The sequence below is a fragment of the Chitinophaga oryzae genome (assembly GCF_012516375.2).
Classification (GTDB): domain Bacteria; phylum Bacteroidota; class Bacteroidia; order Chitinophagales; family Chitinophagaceae; genus Chitinophaga; species Chitinophaga oryzae.
Genome location: NZ_CP051204.2, coordinates 6191749 through 6212043 on the forward strand (window position 1 = coordinate 6191749; position 20295 = coordinate 6212043).

Consider the following 20295-nt stretch of genomic DNA (forward strand, 5'->3'; position numbering starts at 1 on the left):
CCGGAGCTTTTTTATTTAGCGGAAACGTCAGCCTGTGATAAGCAAAGAAGGGAACCGGAAATTGGGGATTTGGGCACCCTGAAAGAAAACTCAGCAGTCCAGGGTTGGAACAGGCAGATTGTAAGGGGTTGGAGCTTGACGATGGTACGTTTTTTAAGCGGCGCGGCCACTTTTCAGAGACTTTTATCCCAGACGCCGCTTAAATCAAATAGATAAGCATCATTCCCGGCAACGATAACCCCTTCCATGAAAAGGGTCTGAATAATATCGTCGCCCGGGGCGTTAGCCCTGGGAAAACGGGGATATCAAATGGATAATTTTCAGCAAATGTTGTGCATCCGCGAGGCTCCGCACCGGCGACAATCCCGCAACGGCCCTGACGGCATTCATATCCGGCAGCAGGTCCCCGGTGAGCTGGTCATTCCTGGCCGCCGCCTTGTAAGCCATGGCTGTTTTCAGCGCGGCCGCCTTGATGCGCTGTGTATGCGGACTGTAACGCCCCGGGTGAAGATGAATAAACCGCTCCGGGTCATCCGACAGGCGAAGCACCCAGCGGGAGGTATCCGACAGCGCAATTTCCACATAACCGTCCCGTGCCGCTACGGCGGCAGCAAAAGTGGCCGGCAGGTGCATATCCTGCGCCGCCAGTTGGGTGATCACTTCCCTGAAAATAGTTTCGGGCGACAGCTCGCCGGTGTACATATCCATCTGTGAGGTCCCGATTTTCTGCAGGGCAGCCGGCAGACCTGCAGCCGACACGGTAGCCAGCAGCTGCTGTAAGGCGCCTAAGTGATGCTTGAACGGGTTAAAGAGAATGCAGGAAATAGCAGAAAAGTTGAAAAATTGAGCAATCCGGGCAATTTGAGGGGAATAACGGGGAATTACGGGCTCATTGAAACACCCGGGAAGTGTCCCTTCCCGGGTGTTGTTATCTTATAAAGACTTAGTGCTTTTTCTTTTCCATGCCGCCGCCATCTTCCGGCTTTTTGCAGCATTTGGGCAATTTCGCGTAGCTTTCCGGGTTGGCAGTTACGTTATCGGCGTCATAACCGGCATTGGCAATACCTGTTTTAACGTTTTCGATGTTCGTACGGTCATCCCAGTATTTGACAGTCGTTACGTGTTTTTTATAATCCACTTTTACAGACTCAACGCCTTCTTCCTGGGACATGTATCTTTCGATACGGTTTTTGCAGGATTCACACTGCACAGTTGGCGTACTGATTTTAGCAGTCAGCAGGGCTTTTTTCTTCTGCTGCGCCATGGCCACGCTTACGCTCGCCAGCAGGAACAGCATTACTAATTTTACGATACGCATAGTATAGATTTTGACAACCGAATATACAAAAAAAGTAATATCCTATTTCCCCCATTGGTCCGGCGCTGTTCTCCAGGCCTGGAGGGTACTGATCTCATCACCGGACACAATGCCTTTCTCTTCTGCGAGGGCAATCATGGCGTTGTAGTTGCTCAGCGATTTAAACGGTACGCCGGCAGCTTCGAATGCTTTTACCGCCACGTCAAAACCATAGTTGAAGATAGACACCATACCGATCACTTCCCCACCGGCAGCACGGATCGCCTGCACCGCCTCGAGGCTGCTTTTGCCCGTAGAGATCAGGTCTTCCACCACCACTACCTGTTGACCAGGCTGTAATACGCCCTCGATCTGGTTGCCCATACCGTGTTCCTTTGGCTTGGAGCGAACGTAGATGAATGGCAGCTTCAGCTGATCGGCCACCAGTGCGCCATGAGGGATACCGGCGGTAGCCACGCCTGCAATGACTGCAGCATCCGGGTATGTTTCAAAAACGGTATTGCACAACTCAGATTTGATATAGTCCCGCACATACGGAAAGGACAACAGCTTCCGGTTATCGCAATAGATGGGGGATTTCCATCCGGAGGCCCATGTAAAAGGCTGGGCAGGGCTCAACTTTACGGCCTGCACCTGCAGCAGTTTTTCTGCCACTTGTTTTTCGCTTACTGTACTCATACGGCGCCAAAGTTAAAACATTTGGTTATTTGGACATTTAGATATTTGGATATTTACCGACGGACGTGTTTTCATTAAATCCAAAATATCTAAATGTCCAAATAACCAAATGTCTAAATTTGTATCATGCAAGCAAACATGACGATCTACCTGAATGAGCGCCCCCTCATTATCAGCGAAAGTGAACAGCACATACCGGCAGGCATCAACGGGGCCAAGGTTTACCAGAACCCCGACACGGAAAAAATAGCCAGGGTGTTGCAGAAAATGGAAGAAGGCAAAAAGGAAGCAGCCGTGTTTATCACAGAAGACGTGAAGCAGCTGTTTAAAAAAGTGTCTCTCCACTTTACCGTGCTGGTGGCGGCCGGCGGCCTGATCACCAACCCTTCCGGCGAAGTGCTGATGATGTTCCGCAGAGGCAAATGGGACCTCCCCAAAGGGAAACAGGACCCCGGCGAAGACCTTGAAACCTGTGCCGTCCGCGAAGTGGCGGAGGAAACAGGGTTACATACCATCGCCCTGACCCATAAAATCACGGAAACGTTTCATTACTATCCCATGAAGACAAAAAAGGTACTGAAACATACCCACTGGTACCGCATGCAGTTCACGGGTACTGAACTGACCGTGCCGCAGATCGAAGAAGATATCCAGGATATAGAATGGATAAAACCGGAAAACGTGGAGAAGTACCTCAAATATTCCTACGAGAATATCCGGGAAGTATTTAAGGCGGAAGGCTTGTAAATCAATTACGAATTACGAATTGAAGGCCCGCTTAACGAAAAGTTACTAGTAACTTCTCTGACAATGAACCCTCAATTCGTAATTCGTAATTTTTATCTTTTAGCGAGAATAGCCATGGTCAGCCGGCTCACACAGATGAGCTTATGCTGGTCGTCCGTGATACGGATATCCCATACATGGCTGGTGGCGCCTATATGCAGAGGTCTGGCGATGGCATGCACATATCCTTCTTTCACCGCCCGCAGGTGGTTGGCACTGATTTCCATTCCCACGCACATTTGTTTTTCCGGATCGATGATCAGCGCGGAGGCCATGCTGCCCACGGTTTCCGCCAGGGCTACGGAGGCGCCGCCATGCAACAGTCCGTAAGGCTGTTTGGTACGGTGGTCTACCGGCATCATCATTTTCAGATAATCCGGTCCTATTTCTGTAAACTCCATTCCCAGGTATGCTCCCATGGTATTTGCCCCCAGCTCGTTGAGCGTGTCCAGTGATACGTCCAGGGAATGCCAGATCGCTTTCATAGTAAGTACTTTAACAGTTATTGCTTATGTTTTTTGAGTCCTTCCAGCACTACTTTATGCAGGAAGGGTTCCACGTCGCCGCCGTGGCGGTAGATGTCCCGCACCAGCGTAGAGGCCACACTGGAATACTGCGGTATGGTGGTCAGGAAAATCGTTTCTATTTCAGGAGCGATGGTCCGGTTCACATCGGCAATAGCTTTTTCATATTCAAAATCGCTCACATACCGGATACCCCGCAGGATGAAATTAGCCCCGATTTCCTTGCAGAAGTTGATGGTAAGGCCTTGGTAAACAGCCACTTCCACCCGTGGGTCGTCTTTATAGATCTCCCTGATCCAGGCGATACGTTCCTCCAGTGCAAACATCGGTGTTTTGCTGCTGTTGGTGCCGATGCCTACCACCAGCCGGTCGAACAGGTCGAGCCCCCTGTTAATGATATCGGTATGGCCCAGCGTAATGGGATCGAAGGTGCCCGGAAATAAACAAGTTCTCATGGAAAATTGATGCATTTAAGATAACGGATCAGCGTTTCAGCTCTTCCCGGTTGATAAAGATCGAGAAGGTGGTACCGCCGTAGCTCCTTTCGGAGCGGTAATAACTATAGTCCCGGAAGTCGTTTTGCCGGGTATGTTCTATCACCAGCCAGCCTTCGGGGTTGAGCAGTTGTTGCTCAAAAATGATCCCCGGCAGTTTGTACATGGCGTCCATGGCATAAGGCGGGTCGGCAAAGATGAAATCGAATTTTTCGGTGCATTGCTGCAGGTACTTAAAAACATCCATCCGTATTACTTTCAGGGTGGGGATGTCCAGCAACTGCGCTGTTTTCGTGATAAATTCAGCCATCGACGGGTCTTTCTCCACGATGGTCATATCGGTGGCGCCTCTGGAAGCCAGCTCATAGCTGATGCTGCCGGTACCGCCGAAAATATCGAGTGTTTTTAAAGAAGGAATATCCAGATTGTTCTCAATGATATTAAACAGTCCGCCTTTGGCAATATCTGTCGTTGGCCTTGTATTAGGCATTTTTGCAGGCGGTTGTATCTTTCTGCCCCCACGCTCTCCTCCGATTATACGCATAATGCTAACGCATACAGGTTATGAAAATAATAGCCCGGGATTTCCTGCATGGGCGTAACATAGCTGAATCCCGGCAATCGTTGTACCCATTCCAGGCTGGGTATGAATTTATACATCTCCTGGTATACCACGCTGTCGGTAGCCACCACTCCACCCAGCTTCACTTTCACCTGCTGTTCGTCCAGTCCCAGCTGCCGCAGGGTGTTAACCAGCTGGTACACCACATCCAGTCCTGCCTGGTACTCGCCGTCCTGCTGGATCATCAGTTTGCCGTTCACATATATGGTAAGGGTGAAGGTATGCCGCTGCACATGCACGAAAGCGATGCCTTGGGCCGCCCGGTAGTCCAGGTCCAGCGGATAAGCCTGCAGCAGGGCGGAATTGGCATGTACCACCAGATCGGTGGAAAACTCCTTCCGCAGGAATCCCAGCAGGTCTTTGTCCACACTAAAGATGTTTACCATCGGTTGTCCCGGCATCAGATCGGCCAGGATGGCCTCCTGCATCTTCTCCGGTTGTGACAGGTGGAGGTATTCTTTTTTCAGGGAAGGCATGTAATATACCTGTGGCACCAGAACGCCCCCGCCGGTATCAAAAGCCAGCAGGATGGATTTGAAGGCGGTAAACAGCAGTTTGTCTGCGTCAAACACCTCTTCTATCATCTCCAGGTCGGCCACAGCCAGCTTCTGAGGCTGGAAATGATAGGATTTAAGCGCCAGGAATTTTTTCGCTGCGGGATCAAACACCACATAACTGAAAGTACCGCTACCTACCAGCACCAGCAGGTGGCAGGCGGTAAGATCGGTCTCCAGTAAGGTTTCATCATCTACTGTAAATGCAGGATGGATGTTGTAAGCCACGGGCATATTTAACCATTCAAATGAATTACAATAATAATCTTTTTAGTGAATTGCGGAGGCGATATCTTTGTTTTTTGATGAATATCAGACCCATTTCACGATGCAACTCGAAGTTAACAACCGGCAGATCATTAAAATTGCCGCCCCTATATGCCTGGCGCTGATTATCCCTCAGTTTAACCACATGACCAATACCGCTTTCCTGGGCCGGCTGGGCGAGCTGGAGCTGGCGGCCAACGGTATTGCCGGTATCTATTACCTGGTGATGTATATGATCGCTTACGGGCTTAACAACGGTCTGCAGGTACTGATAGCGCGCCGGGCCGGGCAGCAGCAGTACAGCAGTATCGGCCAGCTTTTCGCCAACGGGCTGGAAGTGGGCACAGTCTTCGCCCTGACGGCCATCCTGCTCACCCTGGCGGTAGCTCCTTACTTTTTTTCCAAAACACTTCACAACCAGGAAATCCTTTCCGCCGCGGTTTCGTTCATCCGTATCCGTATCTGGGGACTGCCCTTCCTGATGATGCTGAGCATGGCCAATGCCTTTTACATCGGCAGCGGCAACTCCCGGGTACTGGCCATTACTTCGCTGTGCCAGGAAACGATCAATATCTTCTTCGACTATACGCTGATTTTCGGAAAACTGGGAATGCCTGCCCTTGGGCTCAACGGGGCGGCGATTGCGTCTATTATTGCGGAGATCACGGGCTGTTCGGTGGCTTTCAGTATCATTTTCCTGAAAAAATACCATATCCGGTATAGTTTATTCACCTATCTGAAGCCCCGCTGGGAGATCATCCGGAACATTCTCAACGTGTCTGCCCCGCTGATCGTGCAGTTTCTTTTCAGTATCGGCAGCTGGTTTGTCTTTTTCATTTTTATCGAGCACCTGGGAGAGAGGCCGCTGGCCATTTCCAATATGCTGCGCAGCATTTTCGGCTTTTTCGGCATTTTCACCTGGGCGCTGGCGGCCACCTGCAATACGATGGTGAGCAATATTATCGGGCAGGGCAAGGAACACCTTGTATTTAAGGTCATCAAAAATATTGCAGCCATCAGTCTCGGTTGCGCTACCGTCATCTGTATCCTGGTCAATCTCTTCCCGTACACCCTGTTGCATATTTACACCAACGACGCCACGCTGATTACGGCGGCCATCCCCTCTATCCGCATCATCACCCTCAGCACCCTGCTGATGGCGGTAGCGGCGGTAGTGCTCAGCGGGGTGACCGGCACGGGCAATACGCGGATGAACCTCCTGACCGAGTGTACGGCGGTGGTGGGATATATGATTTACTGCGATATCGTGATAGAAAGGATGCGCAGCCCGCTGCATCTTGCATGGGGGGCGGATTTCATCTACTGGATACTGATATTCGGACTCAGCGCCTGGTATCTGAAAAGTGGTAAATGGAAAGGGAAGGTGATTTGAAAATTACGAATTACGAATTGAGGGCTTTCTTATAGAGCGGTCAGTTAGTAACCTTTCCATAAAACAGCCCTCAATTCGTAATTCGTAATTCCTATTGAAGATCGTCGAGCATTTTTTTACAGTCTGCTTTGATGCTGGCGTCGTCCTGGTAGATACTGCGGAGTGAGAGGGCTTTTTTCAGCACTTCGATGGCTTTGTCCTGCTGGTCGTCTGCCTTATAGGCACGGGCCAGTTCATAATAATTGAGCAGAAAGGATGGGTCCAGCTGCCGGCATTTTTCATAGTTGGCGATGGAATTTTTCAGCGAGCCGTCCGGCAGGCCGCCGAAGAGCATTTTGGCGGCGCCTCTTTCAAACACGTTGAGATTGGCTACTTCATAGTTCCATTTACCCAGCACATGGTAAGCCTGTGCGAGGTTAGGATTGAATTTAATTGCCAGTTCGGCGTATTTCTTAACGTCTTTGGAGGCCGCTACTTTTTCCTTGGCGCCGGAGATGAGGGCCATACGACCCATGGCCACGGCCATGGCGAGGTTGGCGTCTGCATTGTTGGGGGCCACTTTCAGGGCCGACTGTGCATATGTTTTAGCCTGGTTGAAGTAGTTTGTTTTAGCGCTTTTATCTTTCTGGCGGTTACCAATGCGGGAGCACATCTGGCTGGCCTGGTTCATGGCTCTTACTTCACCGGGTTGTATTTTCAGTATTTCCTTGTCCTTTTCCAGGGCTGCTTCTTCCTTCATCTGAAGTTCCAGTTGTTTGGCCTGTTCCACCATTTCATCCACCGATTGGGCTTTTGCAAATAATGCAGCGCAGAGCAGGAATGAAATTGTCAGCATCCGTTTCATCATAGGACTGTTTTTAGCAGGATAAGAAATACTTGATTTACTTGTTGCTATAAATCTACGAAAATTACAAATAATTAGTGCGGGGCGGCGGTGTATTTTAGTAGTCCTTCGCCAGTGACACCAGTGAGTTACGGACGCTGGCGCCCATGGGCGGGTTCAGTTTCCGGAGGGTAACGGTACTGTGCTGAATGGAGGGATACCTTTCCCTCAGGGCGTCTGAGAGCGCGTACACTACTTCTTCCAGCAGGGGTTTAGGTTGTGCCATGATGGCTTTTGCTATTTCGTAGATTCCCTGGTAGTTGACGGTGTCTGTGAGGTCATCGATGGCAACGGAGCCAGGTATACGAACGGATATATCGAGCAGAAAATCGTTGCCGATCACTGTTTCTTCCGGATAGAGGCCATGGTAGGCGCGGAAAGCAGCTTGTTCGAGGGCGATGGTAAGCATTTGAGACAATTACGAATTACGAATTACGAATTACGAATTGGGGAGCAATTCGTAATCAGTAATTCGTAATGGTATTATGATTAAGTTTCAATTACGAATTACGGATCAAAAGCTATCTCTCAATTCGTAATTCGTAATTGATTACTGGTGTTCTTTAGCAGACAGGTATCTTTCAGCATCAAGAGCGGCCATACAACCGCTGCCGGCAGCTGTTACAGCCTGACGGTAGATTTTGTCCTGTACGTCGCCGCAGGCGAATACGCCTTCGATGCTGGTACGGCTGCTGCCCGGAACGGTCACGATATAATCCTGTTCGTCCAGTTGCAGGTAATCTTTGAAAATGGCGGAGTTGGGCTGGTGGCCGATGGCCACGAAGAAAGCGCTAACCGGAACGTCTTTTGTTTCGCCGGTTTGGTTATTGCGTACTCTTACAGCTTCTACTTTTTTGTCGCCCAGTACTTCTTCTGTTTCGGTGTTCCAGTATACGATGATATTGGAGGTTTTCAGTACGCGGTCCTGCATTACTTTAGAGGCGCGCATTTCGTGTTTACGCACGAGCATGTGTACGGTGGTGCACATTTTAGAGAGGTAAAGCGCCTCTTCGGCGGCGGTGTCACCGGCGCCAACGATGGCCACTTCTTTACCGCGGAAGAAGAAACCGTCGCATACTGCGCAGGCAGAAACGCCGCTGCCGTTGAGCCGTTGTTCGGACGGGAGTCCCAGCCATTTGGCGGAGGCTCCGGTAGCGATGATAATGGCGTCGGCGGTGATTTCTTTTTCTTCGTCGATGGTCACTTTATAGGGTTGTTTGCTGAAGTCCACGGCTGTAGCCATGCCATAGCGGATATCAGCGCCCATACGGGTAGCCTGTTTTTCAAAGTCCACCATCATTTCCGGGCCCTGGATACCTTCCGGGTAGCCGGGATAGTTTTCCACTTCCGTGGTGATGGTGAGCTGGCCACCGGGTTGAATACCCTGGTACAATACTGGTTTAAGGTTGGCTCTTGAGGCATATATTGCAGCGGTGTAGCCGGCGGGGCCGGATCCGATGATCAACAGATGCACATGTTCTTGTTGTTTGTTTTCCATACTTTGATTGCTCTATATAAATTATTTCCTGATAATAACTGTTTTATAGGTGACGGCGTAACCGCCCCAGTAACCGACTGCGCCGGGCACATTTCCCAGTATTTTGGTGGGAGATGCAAACGGATTGCCGGTGCTGTTATAGGCGAAGTCAAGTGCGCGCCAGAAGCTGAAGGTGGCTTTATCGATGTTACAGAATTTCACCGTTACCGTATCGCCTCTTTTGAAAAAGCCGTATGTCTCCGGATTTTCGCGTTTGCTTTTGTCGACGCCGGCGTCGAGAGGAATTTCAAATGTTGTGCCGTTCACCACCTGATCATCCATGGTAGAGTTCATGCCGGGCAGGAAGGCGCCGCTGTTGGTGCGGGTGAAGTACCGGGCATAATTGCCGGAGGCCGCAGCATCGGTGATCCTGGCCCATAAGCGGGCGTTGGAGGTATCGTTTTCCTGCCTTACCCGTTGCCACCAGATGGTATCCAGGTGGAAACCCTGCAGGGGTATTGTTGTCACTGCCTCATATGACTTATTGTCAGCAGTGATTTTCAGGGTATACCGTCCGCCGTTTTTCCCTCTGAAAGCGGCGGAAGGCCTGGAAGTATCGGGGACGTAGGCGAAAACGGGGCCCAGTCCGGGTATTTCCACGATCCTTTCTTTGAGTGTCATGGTACGGACGCTGTCCGAGACGGTCACCACGGCGTTATGCACAAAAGAAGCCAGTAAGGTGGCGGGATCTATCCGGGAAAAGTAGCCGAGGCTGCGGGTGAGCACTACCTGCGGGTACCGGTTGGTTTCAAATTTACCTTCCACTACGAGCGACGGTTCCTGTTGTTGCAGGTTGACGCTGATATCTTTCTCGCAGGCGGAGAGGAATGCAACGGCAGCCGCTATGATCATCAGGAAGTTGCGCATGTTTGCAAAAATAAGGGGTGTTATCAATATAAAAACACCGGCCATGTATTTACAAGGCCGGTGTTTTTATAGATTAAGAGGATTTATATAATGATTTCTTGATTTAGTGATTTTTTGATTTACGCATTTAAAACCGAAAATCTGAAAATCCGAAAATCGAAAATATTATCCCAGGTAGGATTTCAGGGCGCCGCTATAGCGTGCTTTCTGGAGCCTTTTGATAGCGCGTTCCTTGATTTGCCTGATTCTTTCTTTGGTCAGATCATACTTCTGTCCGATTTGTTCGATTGTTGCGCCGTTTTCACCATCCAGACCGAAATAGGCATTCACAATTTCCGCTTCGCGGGGGCTCAGGGATTTTAACACCCGGCGTATTTCCTCGCGGAGGGAATCTCTCATCACGTCGTCGTCGGTAATGTCTCCACCTTCCAGCAGGTCTCCCATGGCTACGTCTTCAGCTTCATGTACTGGTGCGTCCAGTGACATATGGCGGGTGTTGCTCTGGAAAATGTTATTGATTTCCGATTCAGACATTTCCAGGATTTCTGCGAGTTCCTCGGTAGAAGGCTCACGCTCGTTTTCCTGTTCAAATGCCATGTAAGCTTTGTTTGCTTTATTATAGGTGCCAATTTTGTTCTGCGGCAGACGAACAAGACGACCCTGTTCGGCCAACGCCTGCAGGATGGACTGGCGGATCCACCATACTGCATAAGAGATGAATTTGAAACCTTTCGTTTCATCGAAACGCTGCGCAGCTTTGATCAGGCCTAAATTACCTTCATTGATAAGGTCGCTGAGGCTGAGCCCCTGGTGCTGATACTGCTTGGCAACGGAAACCACGAAACGTAAGTTTCCTGTAGTCAATCTTTCAAGAGCCTTCTGATCGCCCATTTTTATGCGCTGCGCCAAAACGGTCTCCTCCTCAGGTGTTAACAAAGGGATCTTCGAGATTTCCTGCAGGTACTTTTCTACCGCCTGCGAATCACGATTGGTGATCTGGGTGGCAATTTTAAGTTGCCTCATATGAAAAATTGTATTGGTTTATAAATAAGAATAACAGCGAAAGAAATATTTTGTTTGAATTTTGAATTTAATTAACTTACAAAATTTCCCGCACCTTATTCGTTTGTTTTTATTTAGCCTGCAAAGATCGTGCTAACCCACCACTCTACCAAATCCTTCTTTTTTTCGTCTTCGCTATAACAAAGTACAGTTTTATAACGATATTTTATAGTGCTTTAGTCCTTGTTGCCACACGCTTTATGCAAATTTTAACAATTGATAAATAATCATTATTAAATTAGCATCTTAACTAATTTATTGTCAAAGTCCTTGCAAATTATTCAATCATATGATAGACTTTCGCAGCGATACTTTTACACGCCCCGGCCCCGGCATGTTACAGGCCATGTTGCAGGCTGAAACCGGAGACGACGTTTTTGGCGAAGACCCCAGTGTCAACAAACTGGAAGCCATGATGGCAGACTATTTTGGCAAAGAGGCAGCCCTTTACTGCCCTTCCGGCACAATGAGCAACCAGATTGCCATCAAAGTACATACGTTGCCGGGGGATGAAGTGGTTTGCAGCAACCTCGCCCATGTTTATATTTATGAAGGAGGCGGCATCGCCTTCAACGCCGGCGCCCAGGTACATGCCATCACCGGCGACCGCGGCATGATCACCGCAGCCCAGGTGGAAGCGGCCATCAATCCCGACGATGTGCACAAAGCCCGCACCAGCCTGGTATGCCTCGAAAACACCTCCAACCGCGGCGGCGGATGCTGCTACGACTGGGATGAAGTGCTCCGTATCCGCCAGGTCTGCGACCACCATAAACTCGCCCTCCACCTGGACGGCGCCCGCCTTTTCAATGCCATCGTGGCCACCGGACAGGACCCCCGCAACTACGGACGCACCTTTGACAGCATCTCCGTATGCCTCAACAAAGGCATGGGCTGCCCCATGGGCTCGGTACTCCTCGGAAATACCGCCTTCATCCGCGAAGCCCGCCGCGTACGCAAGAAACTGGGCGGCGGCCTCCGGCAGGCCGGCTATATGGCCGCCACCGGCATCTATGCCATGGAAAACAATATCCAGCGCCTCGAAGAAGACCACCAGCACGCCAAACAAATAGCGGCGGCCCTGCTGGAAAAAAGCTTCACCGGCCATATGCTGCCCGTGGAAACCAATATCCTCATCTTCGAAGTCACCGGCGGCGAATGGACACCCCGGAAGCTGACAGACCACTTCCGCAATGAAGGCATCCTTACCATGGCCATCTCCCCTACACAGGTCAGAATGGTCGTCCACCTGGACATCACTCCCGAGATGGTGGCGAAAACCTGCCAGGTGATCGCTGAAACCATGTAACCCGGAGGCAACCAGCTGTCCCGGGACCAAAGTCCGGGGCTACCTATATAAAGACGCTTATCTCCGGCAAAAGGTGCATCTGCGGATGCACTTTTTTTATGCACCAAAGCCGCCGCTGCAGCTGCATGGCAGTCAATTGACGGAAGACCGGCGCTCAACGGGCCTTCTGTCTTCTTTCCCGGCACTGCGGTCCCGCACTAATATTCTGTCCCATAATTTCCTTCTCTGGTCAATCTCCGTTATTTTTGCAGACTTATATTATGAATAGCATGGAACTCTCGAAAAATTACCTGCCTGCAACGGTTGAAGAAAAATGGTACCAACACTGGATGGACAAAGGTTATTTCCGCTCTACGCCGGATAGCCGCCAGCCCTTTACTGTAGTGATCCCCCCGCCTAACGTCACCGGGGTCTTGCATCTTGGCCATACCCTCAATGAAACAGTCCAGGACATACTGGTGCGCCGCGCCCGTATGAGCGGTTTCAACGCCTGCTGGGTACCCGGTTCCGACCACGCCTCCATCGCAACGGAAGCGAAAGTGGTAGACATGCTGAAAAGAGAAAAAGGGATCGAAAAATCCCAGCTCTCCCGCGAAGACTTCCTCAAACACGCTTTTGAGTGGAAAGAAAAATATGGTGGCATCATCTACCAGCAGATCAAAAAGCTCGGCTGCTCCTGCGACTGGGACAGGGTGACCTTTACCATGGACGACCACTATTATAAAGCGGTGATCAAAGTGTTCGTGGAACTGTACAACAAAGGCCTTATCTATCGCGGCGCCCGCATGATCAACTGGGACCCCAAAGCCAAAACAGCTTTGAGCGACGAGGAAGTGGAATATAAAGACATCCAGGGTTTCCTGTATCATGTGAAATATGCCATCACCGACGCGGAAGGCAAACCTACCGGCGAATTTATCACGATCGCCACCCAACGCCCTGAAACGATCATGGGCGATACCGCCATCTGCGTCAACCCTGAAGATGAAAGATATGCACACCTGAAAGGGCATTTTGCCATCGTTCCGCTGGTAAACCGCCCCGTGCCCATCATCTTCGATACCTACGTGGACAAAGCCTTCGGTACCGGCGCCCTGAAAGTGACGCCTGCACACGATATCAATGACTATAACCTCGGTCTGAAACACAACCTCGAAATCATCGACACCCTCAACGATGACGGCACCCTGAGCGCCGCCGCCGTTGTATTTGTAGGGGAAGACCGCTTCGTGGCCCGCAAGAAAACCGTGGCCGCCCTCGCAGAAGCCGGCCAGCTGGTGAAAGAGGAAGCTTATACCACCCGCCTCGGCTACAGTCAGCGTAACCCGACGACCGTAGTAGAGCCCCGCATCTCCACCCAGTGGTTCGTGAAAATGGCCGATATCGCCAAACCGGCGCTGGACGCCGTGGTAAACGGCGATGTTAAAATACATCCCGGCGACCGCTTCCTCGCTACCTACAAATACTGGATGGAAAATGTAAAGGACTGGTGTATCTCCCGCCAACTGTGGTGGGGACAGCAGATCCCTGCCTGGTATGCTACCGATGGCACTTTTGAAGTAGCCGCCACCGCGGAGGAAGCCCTAGCCCTGTTTGCAAAGAAAGGCATCACGCTCACCGCGGCCGACCTGAAACAGGATGAAGACTGCCTCGATACCTGGTTCTCCTCCTGGCTCTGGCCCATGGAAGTGTTCAACGGCATCTCCAGCCCGGACAACGCAGACTATAAATACTACTACCCCGGCTCCGTACTGGTAACCGGTCAGGATATCATTTTCTTCTGGGTGGCCCGTATGATCATGGCCGGCCTGGAATTCAACGGACAAAAGCCTTTCAACGACGTGTACTTCACCGGCATGGTGAGAGACAAAGAAGGCCGCAAGATGAGTAAGTCCCTCGGCAACTCACCCGACCTGCTGGAACTCATTCACAGCTACGGTGCCGACGCCGTACGTTTCGGCGTAATGATCAGCTCTCCGGCAGGTAACGACCTGCTGTTCGATACCTCCAGCTGCGATCAGGGCCGTAACTTCAACAATAAAATCTGGAACGCCCTGAAACTGGTGAAAATGTGGGAACCCCGCCAGGCAGTTGACAATGTGGACGCCTCCGGCCTCTTCCCCATCAGATGGTTCCAGAGCCGCCTGAACGAAGTACAGGCCCAGGTAGCCGCGCTGCACGCCGATTTCCGCCTGAGCGAAGGTCTGAAAGCTATCTACAGCCTTATCTGGGACGACTTCTGCAGCTGGTACCTGGAATGGGTGAAACCAGGTTTTGAACAGCCCATCTCCGCCGCAGTATATACACAAACGGTGTCTTTCTTCGAACAACTGATGCAACTGCTGCACCCCTACCTGCCGTTCATCACCGAAGAGATCTACCAACAGCTGAAAGTACGCGATGAAACAGATGTGCTGATGATGAAACAATTCACCACTCCTGCCGCACCGGTACACGCCACCCTCGTTGAAGGCACACTGGCACAGGAAGTCATCACCGGCATCCGCGACGCCCGTACCAAAAACCAGATCAAACCCAAAGACCCGATCGTACTGCATATCGAAACCAAACACGAGAACGCCTTCAAACAAATTGAAGACACCATCGCCAAACAGGTAAACGCCAAAGCGGTACACTACGTACAGGAAGCGGTTCCCGGCTGTATCACCCTCGTGGTGCAGAAAGATAAATTCTACCTCGGCACCGAAACCGTACTGGACACCACGGCACAGAAAGAATCCCTGCTGAAAGACCTCGAATATCAACAGGGCTTCCTGAAGTCCGTGGAAAACAAACTGGCCAACGAACGTTTCGTACAGAACGCCAAACCGGAAATTGTAGAAGCGGAAAGACGCAAAAAAGCCGACGCCGAAGCAAAAATCCAGGTGATAACGGAAAGTTTGAAATCTTTATAATTTTAGTCATCGCCCGGTCGTTAGTATACCGGGCGATTTTTTTATATCCGTCACTATCATGCTGAAACACCTGTCCGCATTCACTTTTCTGCTGTTGATGATCAACACGGCCACTTTTGCCCAATCCGGCAGAAAGCCCGTTCCTGCCACCAAAGCTTCATCTGCGAACAAAACCGCGCCGGCAAACAACAAACGGCCCGCGAAGCTCCGCAGCAGCTGGGGGCTTTTTCTCAGCGACACCCTGCCTAAAAGCCAGGTGGTGAAACTGCTGGACTCCGCACTGGTGGTACGCGATGAAAAAAATCACCTCTACCCGGTGCTCTCTTTCGCTTTTACGTACGAACAACATCAGCCTTACCTCAACGATACTACCGGTCAACCCGGCATCTATAAAGACTATACGGGAGACAACTTTAAAACGTCCCGCCTCCCGGCCCTCTGGAGCACACGCCTCAAAGAGAGCCTGCAACAGGGAGATGTATTGTACTTTGACGATATCCTGATTGAATATGTGCCGGACAAACTTTACCGCGCACCCTCGCTGCGGATCACGGTGAAATGATTTTGGGATTTATGGATTTTGGGATTTACGGATTTTTTGATTTCGGGGACTTTAAGAGCGAATAAATACAGAATAAATAAAAAGATCGAAGCAATGTTAATCGCTTCGATCTTTTTATTTATCCGCTCTGTGGAAGTCCCCGAAATCAAAAAATCCGTAAATCCCAAAATCCGTAAATCAATAACTGAACAGCTGTTGTAACGGCACAATAAAGTCCACCCTGTTCTGCGCATTGTCTACCGGATCTTTGTCAAACAGATGGCTGAACCGTACCCCACAGGTAAACGGCAGCGCATTGCCGATGCGCGTATCGAGGAAAAGTTCTGCTCCCGCGGAAGTGTAGCGGTTGTTCTTATTGTTCACAAAATCTCTTGCTACACTGTAATCATAGAACAGGTTGCCCCGGACACGGCTGAAATAGAGAATCTGCGCAAAGCCCCAGTCCGGGTAAGCCAGCGGCAGATGGTAGTTGGCCCCCAGCTTGTACACCCGGTCATAGAAAGGCGTATTGTAGCCCCTCGCATATACGAAGTTATCGGTGAAAGTATAGTTGAAATCCTGGTCGCGTTGCTGGAAAGCCGCCTGCAATACGATGTTGTGGTTACGGGAGAAGCCGGGAAGATATTGGTCTATGCGGCCATAGAACTGCGTAGCAAACGGGTTGCCCAGCGAGTGGTTGTAATACAACGCCACATACTGCCCGAAATGGCTGTAGATGTTCTGTTTGGCTTTGATCCGCATATTATTGAAGAGCAACCGGCTGCTCAGGTATTGCAGGTTGTCGTTTTTGAATTTGAAGTTCCCCTGCGGATAACGGTGCAGGATATTATAATCGCTGCCGATCAACAGGCTGCGGCTGAACAATCCGGATGACAGGTTCAGCGGAACAGACAGTCCTGCATGCCAGGTCAGTTCATTCCAGTAAATACGGCCTAGGTTAGGTACTACTGTGTTGCGGTTGAAAATATAGTCCACGCCGGTGTTCAGGTAGGGAAGCCATCCTCCGAAGGTAAAGCTGGCGCTCACATCGGAGTAGCCTTCATTCCGGTTGTAGTTGTACCCGATGGTAGTATTGGTGGTATTGAGGATATTCTCTCCCAGCAGCGAGATGCTGTAGTTGGGCTCATTAAAGGACGGTACCCAGCTGTGGAAATTGAACGGCCGGGTAAAAAGCCCGTATTTTCTTACCGGCAGGGAGTCGTTCGGTACGATGTCCAGTATGTTGCCGCTTTCTGCAGCTGCCGGCTGCAGCCATTTACTGTGCTGCGACTGTGCCACAGGCATTTCCTTCCAGGCTGTTTTCAGCGGTGTGCGGTACAGGCGGTAGCCGGCCGTGGTAAACTCGCTGAACACGAGGCTGTCCTGTTGCGGCGATGCGGCCATATGCAGCGCGCTGTTGCCCCTGTCTGTGATGGCATATGTTTTCCGGTCAGACAACGTCATCGCGTATACGTTGTTTACGTCGCGGGTGGAGGCGGTGAAATACACGGTATCCCCCTGCACTGCCGGTATTCCCAGCACCGTATAACTGAAGGGCGTGAGCGGTGTGGCTTCGCCGGTCAGCAGTGATTGCTGTACGAGCGCCATTTCGCCGCGTTCATTGCGGACAGCGCTGATTACTGCCTTGTCATCTGCTGTGAAGCGGGGGAAGGTATAGTACCAGTTGTCGGGGTTGGGCAGCACCTTCTCTATGTGGCCGGTGGCGGTGCTGATCACCTGCAGGCTGTAGTGCATGTCCGGGGTGATGGACGCCGCTACTATCTGTTGCCCGTCAGCGCTGATATCCGGGGAGAAGAACTTACCGCGGGGAGATACTGTTTTCGTACTGCCGTTGGTGTTATCATGCACCCTGATGACGGAGAAATTTTTCCAGCCCCAGCGTGCGTCGAAGCGGGCTGCGGCCCATACAATGCGCTGGTTGCGGTAGCTGAAGAAATCATTGTAAACAATGCCCGGCCTTACCAGCAGCTCCTCGTCGCCATTGCTGCGCAGGCGGTAAATGCCCGGTACTTTGTTATAAGCGTCTTTCAGCACGATCCATTCTCCGGGGCCTGCCGCATATACATATTTATAATTGGTAACGGTGCGGCCGGAAGCGGTGACCGGTATTGCCGGCGTGGTGTCCGGACGGGCTGCGTATTGGTTCCACTGTGGCTGGTATTCCGCCAGCATAGCATTGTAGAAGGCCGTGATATTTTTACCGGTACGTCTTTTCAGGCTTTGGGAGAACGGATAAAAAACGCCGCGGTAGCGGACTGCGTCGCTGGTAACGCCCTTCCAGAAATCGTTGCCATAGTGGTTGCGGCCGTAAGTCGCCAGCAGGTAACCCAGGGGATAATGGTCCGGGACGAAATCGCGGTAGGAGCCATTACGGATTTTCATGTAGGCATAGCGCTTATTTTCCAGTGACAGGGCGCGGAAGCCGTCGAAGAAAGCCGGCAGCCGGCCTCTCCCCTGCGGACTGAATACAGTTTCGTTGATCACCGCGTCGCCTTCCCAGAACCAGTTGGGGACAGCGATATTGGTAGCCGCCGCCTGTCCCAGTTGGCCACCCAGCCAGGAAAACACTTTAGACACTCCCTGCCGGAAGTTCATGTTTTGCAATACGTGGCGGTATTCGTGGAGCGCCAGCTGCTCTGTCCAGTTGAGCGAGCCGAGGTCCTGCGATGTGGGAGACGGGGCGAGATAGAATTCGGAGCGGAAAGGTCCGAGCTGTACGTATCCGTTGGACTGCATCGTCTGGTTCTGTAATACGATGTCCACTTTCTTTTCCAGCGGACCGATGGAGGAGCGGGTATTTTTATTCAGCCAGGTAACGATGTTGGCTACACGTTCCCCTTGCCGGCCCATGCCTTTCGGGAAGATAACGCGGACGGTATCGGTATTGATCTGTTGCCATTTCAGGGAAGGAGGGTTTCCTCCGAACTGTTGGGCGGCGGCGGAAGTTGACAATAACAGGAGCCAGAAGTAGTGACGCATAAAAAAATACGGATTACGAATTGCGGTACTGAGCGCAAAACGAAAATATGTTTCTTTCTTAATATAAACATATTTAAATCCTGCGCGCTGTACCGCTGCTTCCGTATTTTATGCTAACATTCGCTGAGACTGATCGGGATGTTGACAGCGAGGCCGCCGTCTGATGTTTCCTTGTATTTGGAGTTCATGTCCAGGGCGGTGTCCCACATGGTTTTCACCACGGCGTCGAGGGAAACCTTGGCCAGTTCCGGGTTGCTTTGCAGCGCCAGCTGGGAAGCTGTGATGGCTTTGATGGCGCCCATGGTGTTTCTTTCGATACAGGGGATCTGTACCAGTCCGCCGATGGGATCGCAGGTGAGGCCGAGGTGGTGTTCCATGGCTATTTCAGCGGCCATCAGCACTTGCCGTTGGGAGCCGCCGAGGCATTCTGTCAGCGCTGCTGCCGCCATGGCGGAGGAAACACCTATTTCCGCCTGGCATCCGCCCATAGCGGCGGAGATGGTAGAGCGTTTTTTGAAGATGCTGCCGATTTCGGAGGCGGTGAGCAGGAACTGCATGATCCTGTCGTCGTGCAGGCCGTCGCAGAAGGCGATGTAATACTGCAGTACGGCGGGTATCACGCCGGCGGCGCCGTTGGTGGGCGCTGTGACTACGCGGCCGAAAGAGGCATTTTCTTCATTGACGGCCAGGGCGAAGCAGCTCACCCAGTCGAGCGTATAGGTGAAGTGTGCGCCTCCGGCGCGGATAGCTTCTATCCAGGAGTGATAGTCGGTGTAGGTGCGGCCTTTCAGCAATTTTTTATTGAGTGCTGCGGCGCGGCGGGCTACTTTGAGGCCGCCCGGCAGTTCACCGGTAGTATGGCAGCCACGGTAGGTACATTCCTGCATCACGCGCCAGATATTGAGCACGCCGGCGCGGGTTTCCGCTTCCGGCCGCCAGGCCAGTTCATTTTCCATGACCAGTTCGGAGATGCTGAAGCCGGTCTTGATGCAGAACTGCAGCAGTTGCCGGGCCGTATCGATGGGGAAAGGCAGGTCTACCGAGGTGGTGCCGCCGCCTATTTCGCCTTCCTGTACCACGAAGCCGCCACCGATAGAGTAATAGGTAGCTGCCTGTTTATCGCCATCGGCGAAGGTCACGAGGAATACGAGGGCATTGGGATGGAATGGCAGGGATTCTTCGAAGAGGAATTCGATGTCTTCCACCGGGTCAAAATCTATTTCATATTTACCTGCCAGCATCATTTTACGGGTGCGGCGCAGGTCATCTATTTTATCATTGATTTTATTAACGTCAAAGGTAACGGGGTCATCGCCGCAGAGGCCCAGCAGCACGGCGATATCGGTGCCATGGCCGTGGCCGGTTTTGGCGAGGGAGCCGTAAAGCAGTACCTGTAAGCCGGTGACGGAAGAGAGTTTACCGGCGGCTTCCAATTCGTGGAGAAAGCGTTGGGCGGCCCTCCAGGGGCCTAAAGTATGGGAGCTGGACGGACCAATGCCAATCTTAAAGATGTCGAAAACGGAGATACATTCGTGTGCCACTAAT

General features: G+C 51.5%; 19 protein-coding genes. 5 read left to right on the forward strand and 14 right to left on the reverse strand.

Going from position 1 to position 20295, the window contains the following annotated elements:
* Positions 1-282 precede the first annotated feature (282 nt).
* The 3 genes from HF324_RS24405 to pyrE form a co-directional block, all read right to left on the reverse strand.
* Positions 283-708: a hypothetical protein gene (locus HF324_RS24405; protein WP_168805250.1), complete on the reverse strand. Its 426-nt coding sequence runs from the start codon at positions 706-708 to the stop codon at positions 283-285.
* A gap of 235 nt (positions 709-943) precedes the next feature.
* Positions 944-1318 carry a heavy-metal-associated domain-containing protein gene (locus HF324_RS24410; protein ID WP_078667885.1) on the reverse strand — a complete coding sequence of 125 codons (375 nt, stop codon included), beginning with the start codon at positions 1316-1318 and terminating at the stop codon, positions 944-946.
* A 42-nt stretch (positions 1319-1360) separates the two neighbouring features.
* Positions 1361-1996 carry an orotate phosphoribosyltransferase gene (gene pyrE, locus HF324_RS24415; protein ID WP_078667884.1) on the reverse strand — a complete coding sequence of 212 codons (636 nt, stop codon included), beginning with the start codon at positions 1994-1996 and terminating at the stop codon, positions 1361-1363.
* A gap of 126 nt (positions 1997-2122) precedes the next feature.
* Here pyrE and HF324_RS24420 point away from each other — a divergent pair, with 126 nt between their 5' ends.
* Complete coding sequence (locus HF324_RS24420; protein ID WP_168805252.1) at positions 2123-2743, forward strand: NUDIX hydrolase; 621 nt, start codon at positions 2123-2125, stop codon at positions 2741-2743.
* Positions 2744-2835: 92 nt separating this feature from the next.
* Here HF324_RS24420 and HF324_RS24425 read toward each other — a convergent pair whose 3' ends face one another.
* Genes HF324_RS24425 through HF324_RS24440 form a run of 4 tightly spaced genes read right to left on the reverse strand, consistent with a single transcriptional unit; the run spans position 2836 to position 5204 of the window.
* Positions 2836-3267, reverse strand: coding sequence for a hotdog fold thioesterase (locus HF324_RS24425; protein WP_168805254.1), 432 nt, complete (start codon positions 3265-3267; stop codon positions 2836-2838).
* A 17-nt stretch (positions 3268-3284) separates the two neighbouring features.
* Positions 3285-3761, reverse strand: a complete 477-nt coding sequence (coaD, locus tag HF324_RS24430; RefSeq protein ID WP_168805256.1) for a pantetheine-phosphate adenylyltransferase — start codon at positions 3759-3761, stop codon at positions 3285-3287.
* Between the two features lie 28 nt (positions 3762-3789).
* The gene (locus HF324_RS24435) at positions 3790-4290 is read right to left on the reverse strand and encodes an RsmD family RNA methyltransferase (protein WP_246269644.1); all 501 of its coding nucleotides are present in this window, start codon (positions 4288-4290) and stop codon (positions 3790-3792) included.
* 44 nt (positions 4291-4334) lie between these two features.
* The gene (locus tag HF324_RS24440) at positions 4335-5204 is read right to left on the reverse strand and encodes a DUF3822 family protein (protein WP_168805260.1); all 870 of its coding nucleotides are present in this window, start codon (positions 5202-5204) and stop codon (positions 4335-4337) included.
* A gap of 100 nt (positions 5205-5304) precedes the next feature.
* Between HF324_RS24440 and HF324_RS24445 the strand changes: the two genes are divergently transcribed.
* A complete protein-coding gene (locus tag HF324_RS24445) occupies positions 5305-6636 on the forward strand; it encodes an MATE family efflux transporter (RefSeq protein ID WP_168805262.1) in 1332 nt (443 codons plus the stop codon).
* A gap of 91 nt (positions 6637-6727) precedes the next feature.
* On the opposite strand, the gene HF324_RS24450 is transcribed toward HF324_RS24445, so the two are convergent.
* The 5 genes from HF324_RS24450 to HF324_RS24470 form a co-directional block, all read right to left on the reverse strand.
* Entirely contained in the window at positions 6728-7483 is a 756-nt protein-coding gene (locus tag HF324_RS24450) for a tetratricopeptide repeat protein (protein WP_168805264.1), read from the reverse strand.
* Between the two features lie 94 nt (positions 7484-7577).
* On the reverse strand, positions 7578-7928 hold the full coding sequence (gene folB / locus HF324_RS24455; protein ID WP_168805266.1) for a dihydroneopterin aldolase: 351 nt from the start codon (positions 7926-7928) through the stop codon (positions 7578-7580).
* Between the two features lie 141 nt (positions 7929-8069).
* The gene (gene trxB, locus HF324_RS24460) at positions 8070-9017 is read right to left on the reverse strand and encodes a thioredoxin-disulfide reductase (RefSeq protein WP_168805268.1); all 948 of its coding nucleotides are present in this window, start codon (positions 9015-9017) and stop codon (positions 8070-8072) included.
* Positions 9018-9038: 21 nt separating this feature from the next.
* Positions 9039-9923: a DUF4249 domain-containing protein gene (locus HF324_RS24465; RefSeq protein WP_168805270.1), complete on the reverse strand. Its 885-nt coding sequence runs from the start codon at positions 9921-9923 to the stop codon at positions 9039-9041.
* Positions 9924-10088: 165 nt separating this feature from the next.
* The gene (locus HF324_RS24470; protein ID WP_012793808.1) at positions 10089-10946 is read right to left on the reverse strand and encodes a sigma-70 family RNA polymerase sigma factor; all 858 of its coding nucleotides are present in this window, start codon (positions 10944-10946) and stop codon (positions 10089-10091) included.
* Between the two features lie 328 nt (positions 10947-11274).
* On the opposite strand from HF324_RS24470, the gene HF324_RS24475 reads away from it, so the two are divergent.
* From HF324_RS24475 to HF324_RS24485, 3 genes are all read left to right on the forward strand, one after another.
* A complete protein-coding gene (locus tag HF324_RS24475; protein ID WP_168805272.1) occupies positions 11275-12294 on the forward strand; it encodes a threonine aldolase family protein in 1020 nt (339 codons plus the stop codon).
* A gap of 269 nt (positions 12295-12563) precedes the next feature.
* Positions 12564-15209 carry a valine--tRNA ligase gene (locus tag HF324_RS24480; RefSeq protein ID WP_168861044.1) on the forward strand — a complete coding sequence of 882 codons (2646 nt, stop codon included), beginning with the start codon at positions 12564-12566 and terminating at the stop codon, positions 15207-15209.
* A 58-nt stretch (positions 15210-15267) separates the two neighbouring features.
* The gene (locus HF324_RS24485; protein WP_168805285.1) at positions 15268-15771 is read left to right on the forward strand and encodes a hypothetical protein; all 504 of its coding nucleotides are present in this window, start codon (positions 15268-15270) and stop codon (positions 15769-15771) included.
* 177 nt (positions 15772-15948) lie between these two features.
* Here the strand turns inward: HF324_RS24485 and HF324_RS24490 are convergent, their stop codons facing one another.
* On the reverse strand, positions 15949-18750 hold the full coding sequence (locus HF324_RS24490) for a TolB-like translocation protein (protein ID WP_168861045.1): 2802 nt from the start codon (positions 18748-18750) through the stop codon (positions 15949-15951).
* A 113-nt stretch (positions 18751-18863) separates the two neighbouring features.
* Positions 18864-20291 carry an L-serine ammonia-lyase gene (locus HF324_RS24495; protein WP_168861046.1) on the reverse strand — a complete coding sequence of 476 codons (1428 nt, stop codon included), beginning with the start codon at positions 20289-20291 and terminating at the stop codon, positions 18864-18866.
* Between the last annotated feature and the right edge of the window lie 4 nt (positions 20292-20295).

Coding starts and splice junctions, on each gene's coding strand:
- HF324_RS24450 (WP_168805264.1), bottom strand. CDS start 7,483: ATGATGAAACGGATGCTGACAATTTCATTCCTGCTCTGCGCTGCATTA.
- HF324_RS24435 (WP_246269644.1), bottom strand. CDS start 4,290: ATGCCTAATACAAGGCCAACGACAGATATTGCCAAAGGCGGACTGTTT.
- coaD (WP_168805256.1), bottom strand. CDS start 3,761: ATGAGAACTTGTTTATTTCCGGGCACCTTCGATCCCATTACGCTGGGC.
- HF324_RS24420 (WP_168805252.1), top strand. CDS start 2,123: ATGCAAGCAAACATGACGATCTACCTGAATGAGCGCCCCCTCATTATC.
- HF324_RS24470 (WP_012793808.1), bottom strand. CDS start 10,946: ATGAGGCAACTTAAAATTGCCACCCAGATCACCAATCGTGATTCGCAG.
- folB (WP_168805266.1), bottom strand. CDS start 7,928: ATGCTTACCATCGCCCTCGAACAAGCTGCTTTCCGCGCCTACCATGGC.
- HF324_RS24475 (WP_168805272.1), top strand. CDS start 11,275: ATGATAGACTTTCGCAGCGATACTTTTACACGCCCCGGCCCCGGCATG.
- HF324_RS24490 (WP_168861045.1), bottom strand. CDS start 18,750: ATGCGTCACTACTTCTGGCTCCTGTTATTGTCAACTTCCGCCGCCGCC.
- HF324_RS24410 (WP_078667885.1), bottom strand. CDS start 1,318: ATGCGTATCGTAAAATTAGTAATGCTGTTCCTGCTGGCGAGCGTAAGC.
- HF324_RS24485 (WP_168805285.1), top strand. CDS start 15,268: ATGCTGAAACACCTGTCCGCATTCACTTTTCTGCTGTTGATGATCAAC.
- trxB (WP_168805268.1), bottom strand. CDS start 9,017: ATGGAAAACAAACAACAAGAACATGTGCATCTGTTGATCATCGGATCC.
- HF324_RS24445 (WP_168805262.1), top strand. CDS start 5,305: ATGCAACTCGAAGTTAACAACCGGCAGATCATTAAAATTGCCGCCCCT.
- HF324_RS24465 (WP_168805270.1), bottom strand. CDS start 9,923: ATGCGCAACTTCCTGATGATCATAGCGGCTGCCGTTGCATTCCTCTCC.
- HF324_RS24480 (WP_168861044.1), top strand. CDS start 12,564: ATGGAACTCTCGAAAAATTACCTGCCTGCAACGGTTGAAGAAAAATGG.
- HF324_RS24405 (WP_168805250.1), bottom strand. CDS start 708: ATGGATATGTACACCGGCGAGCTGTCGCCCGAAACTATTTTCAGGGAA.
- pyrE (WP_078667884.1), bottom strand. CDS start 1,996: ATGAGTACAGTAAGCGAAAAACAAGTGGCAGAAAAACTGCTGCAGGTG.
- HF324_RS24425 (WP_168805254.1), bottom strand. CDS start 3,267: ATGAAAGCGATCTGGCATTCCCTGGACGTATCACTGGACACGCTCAAC.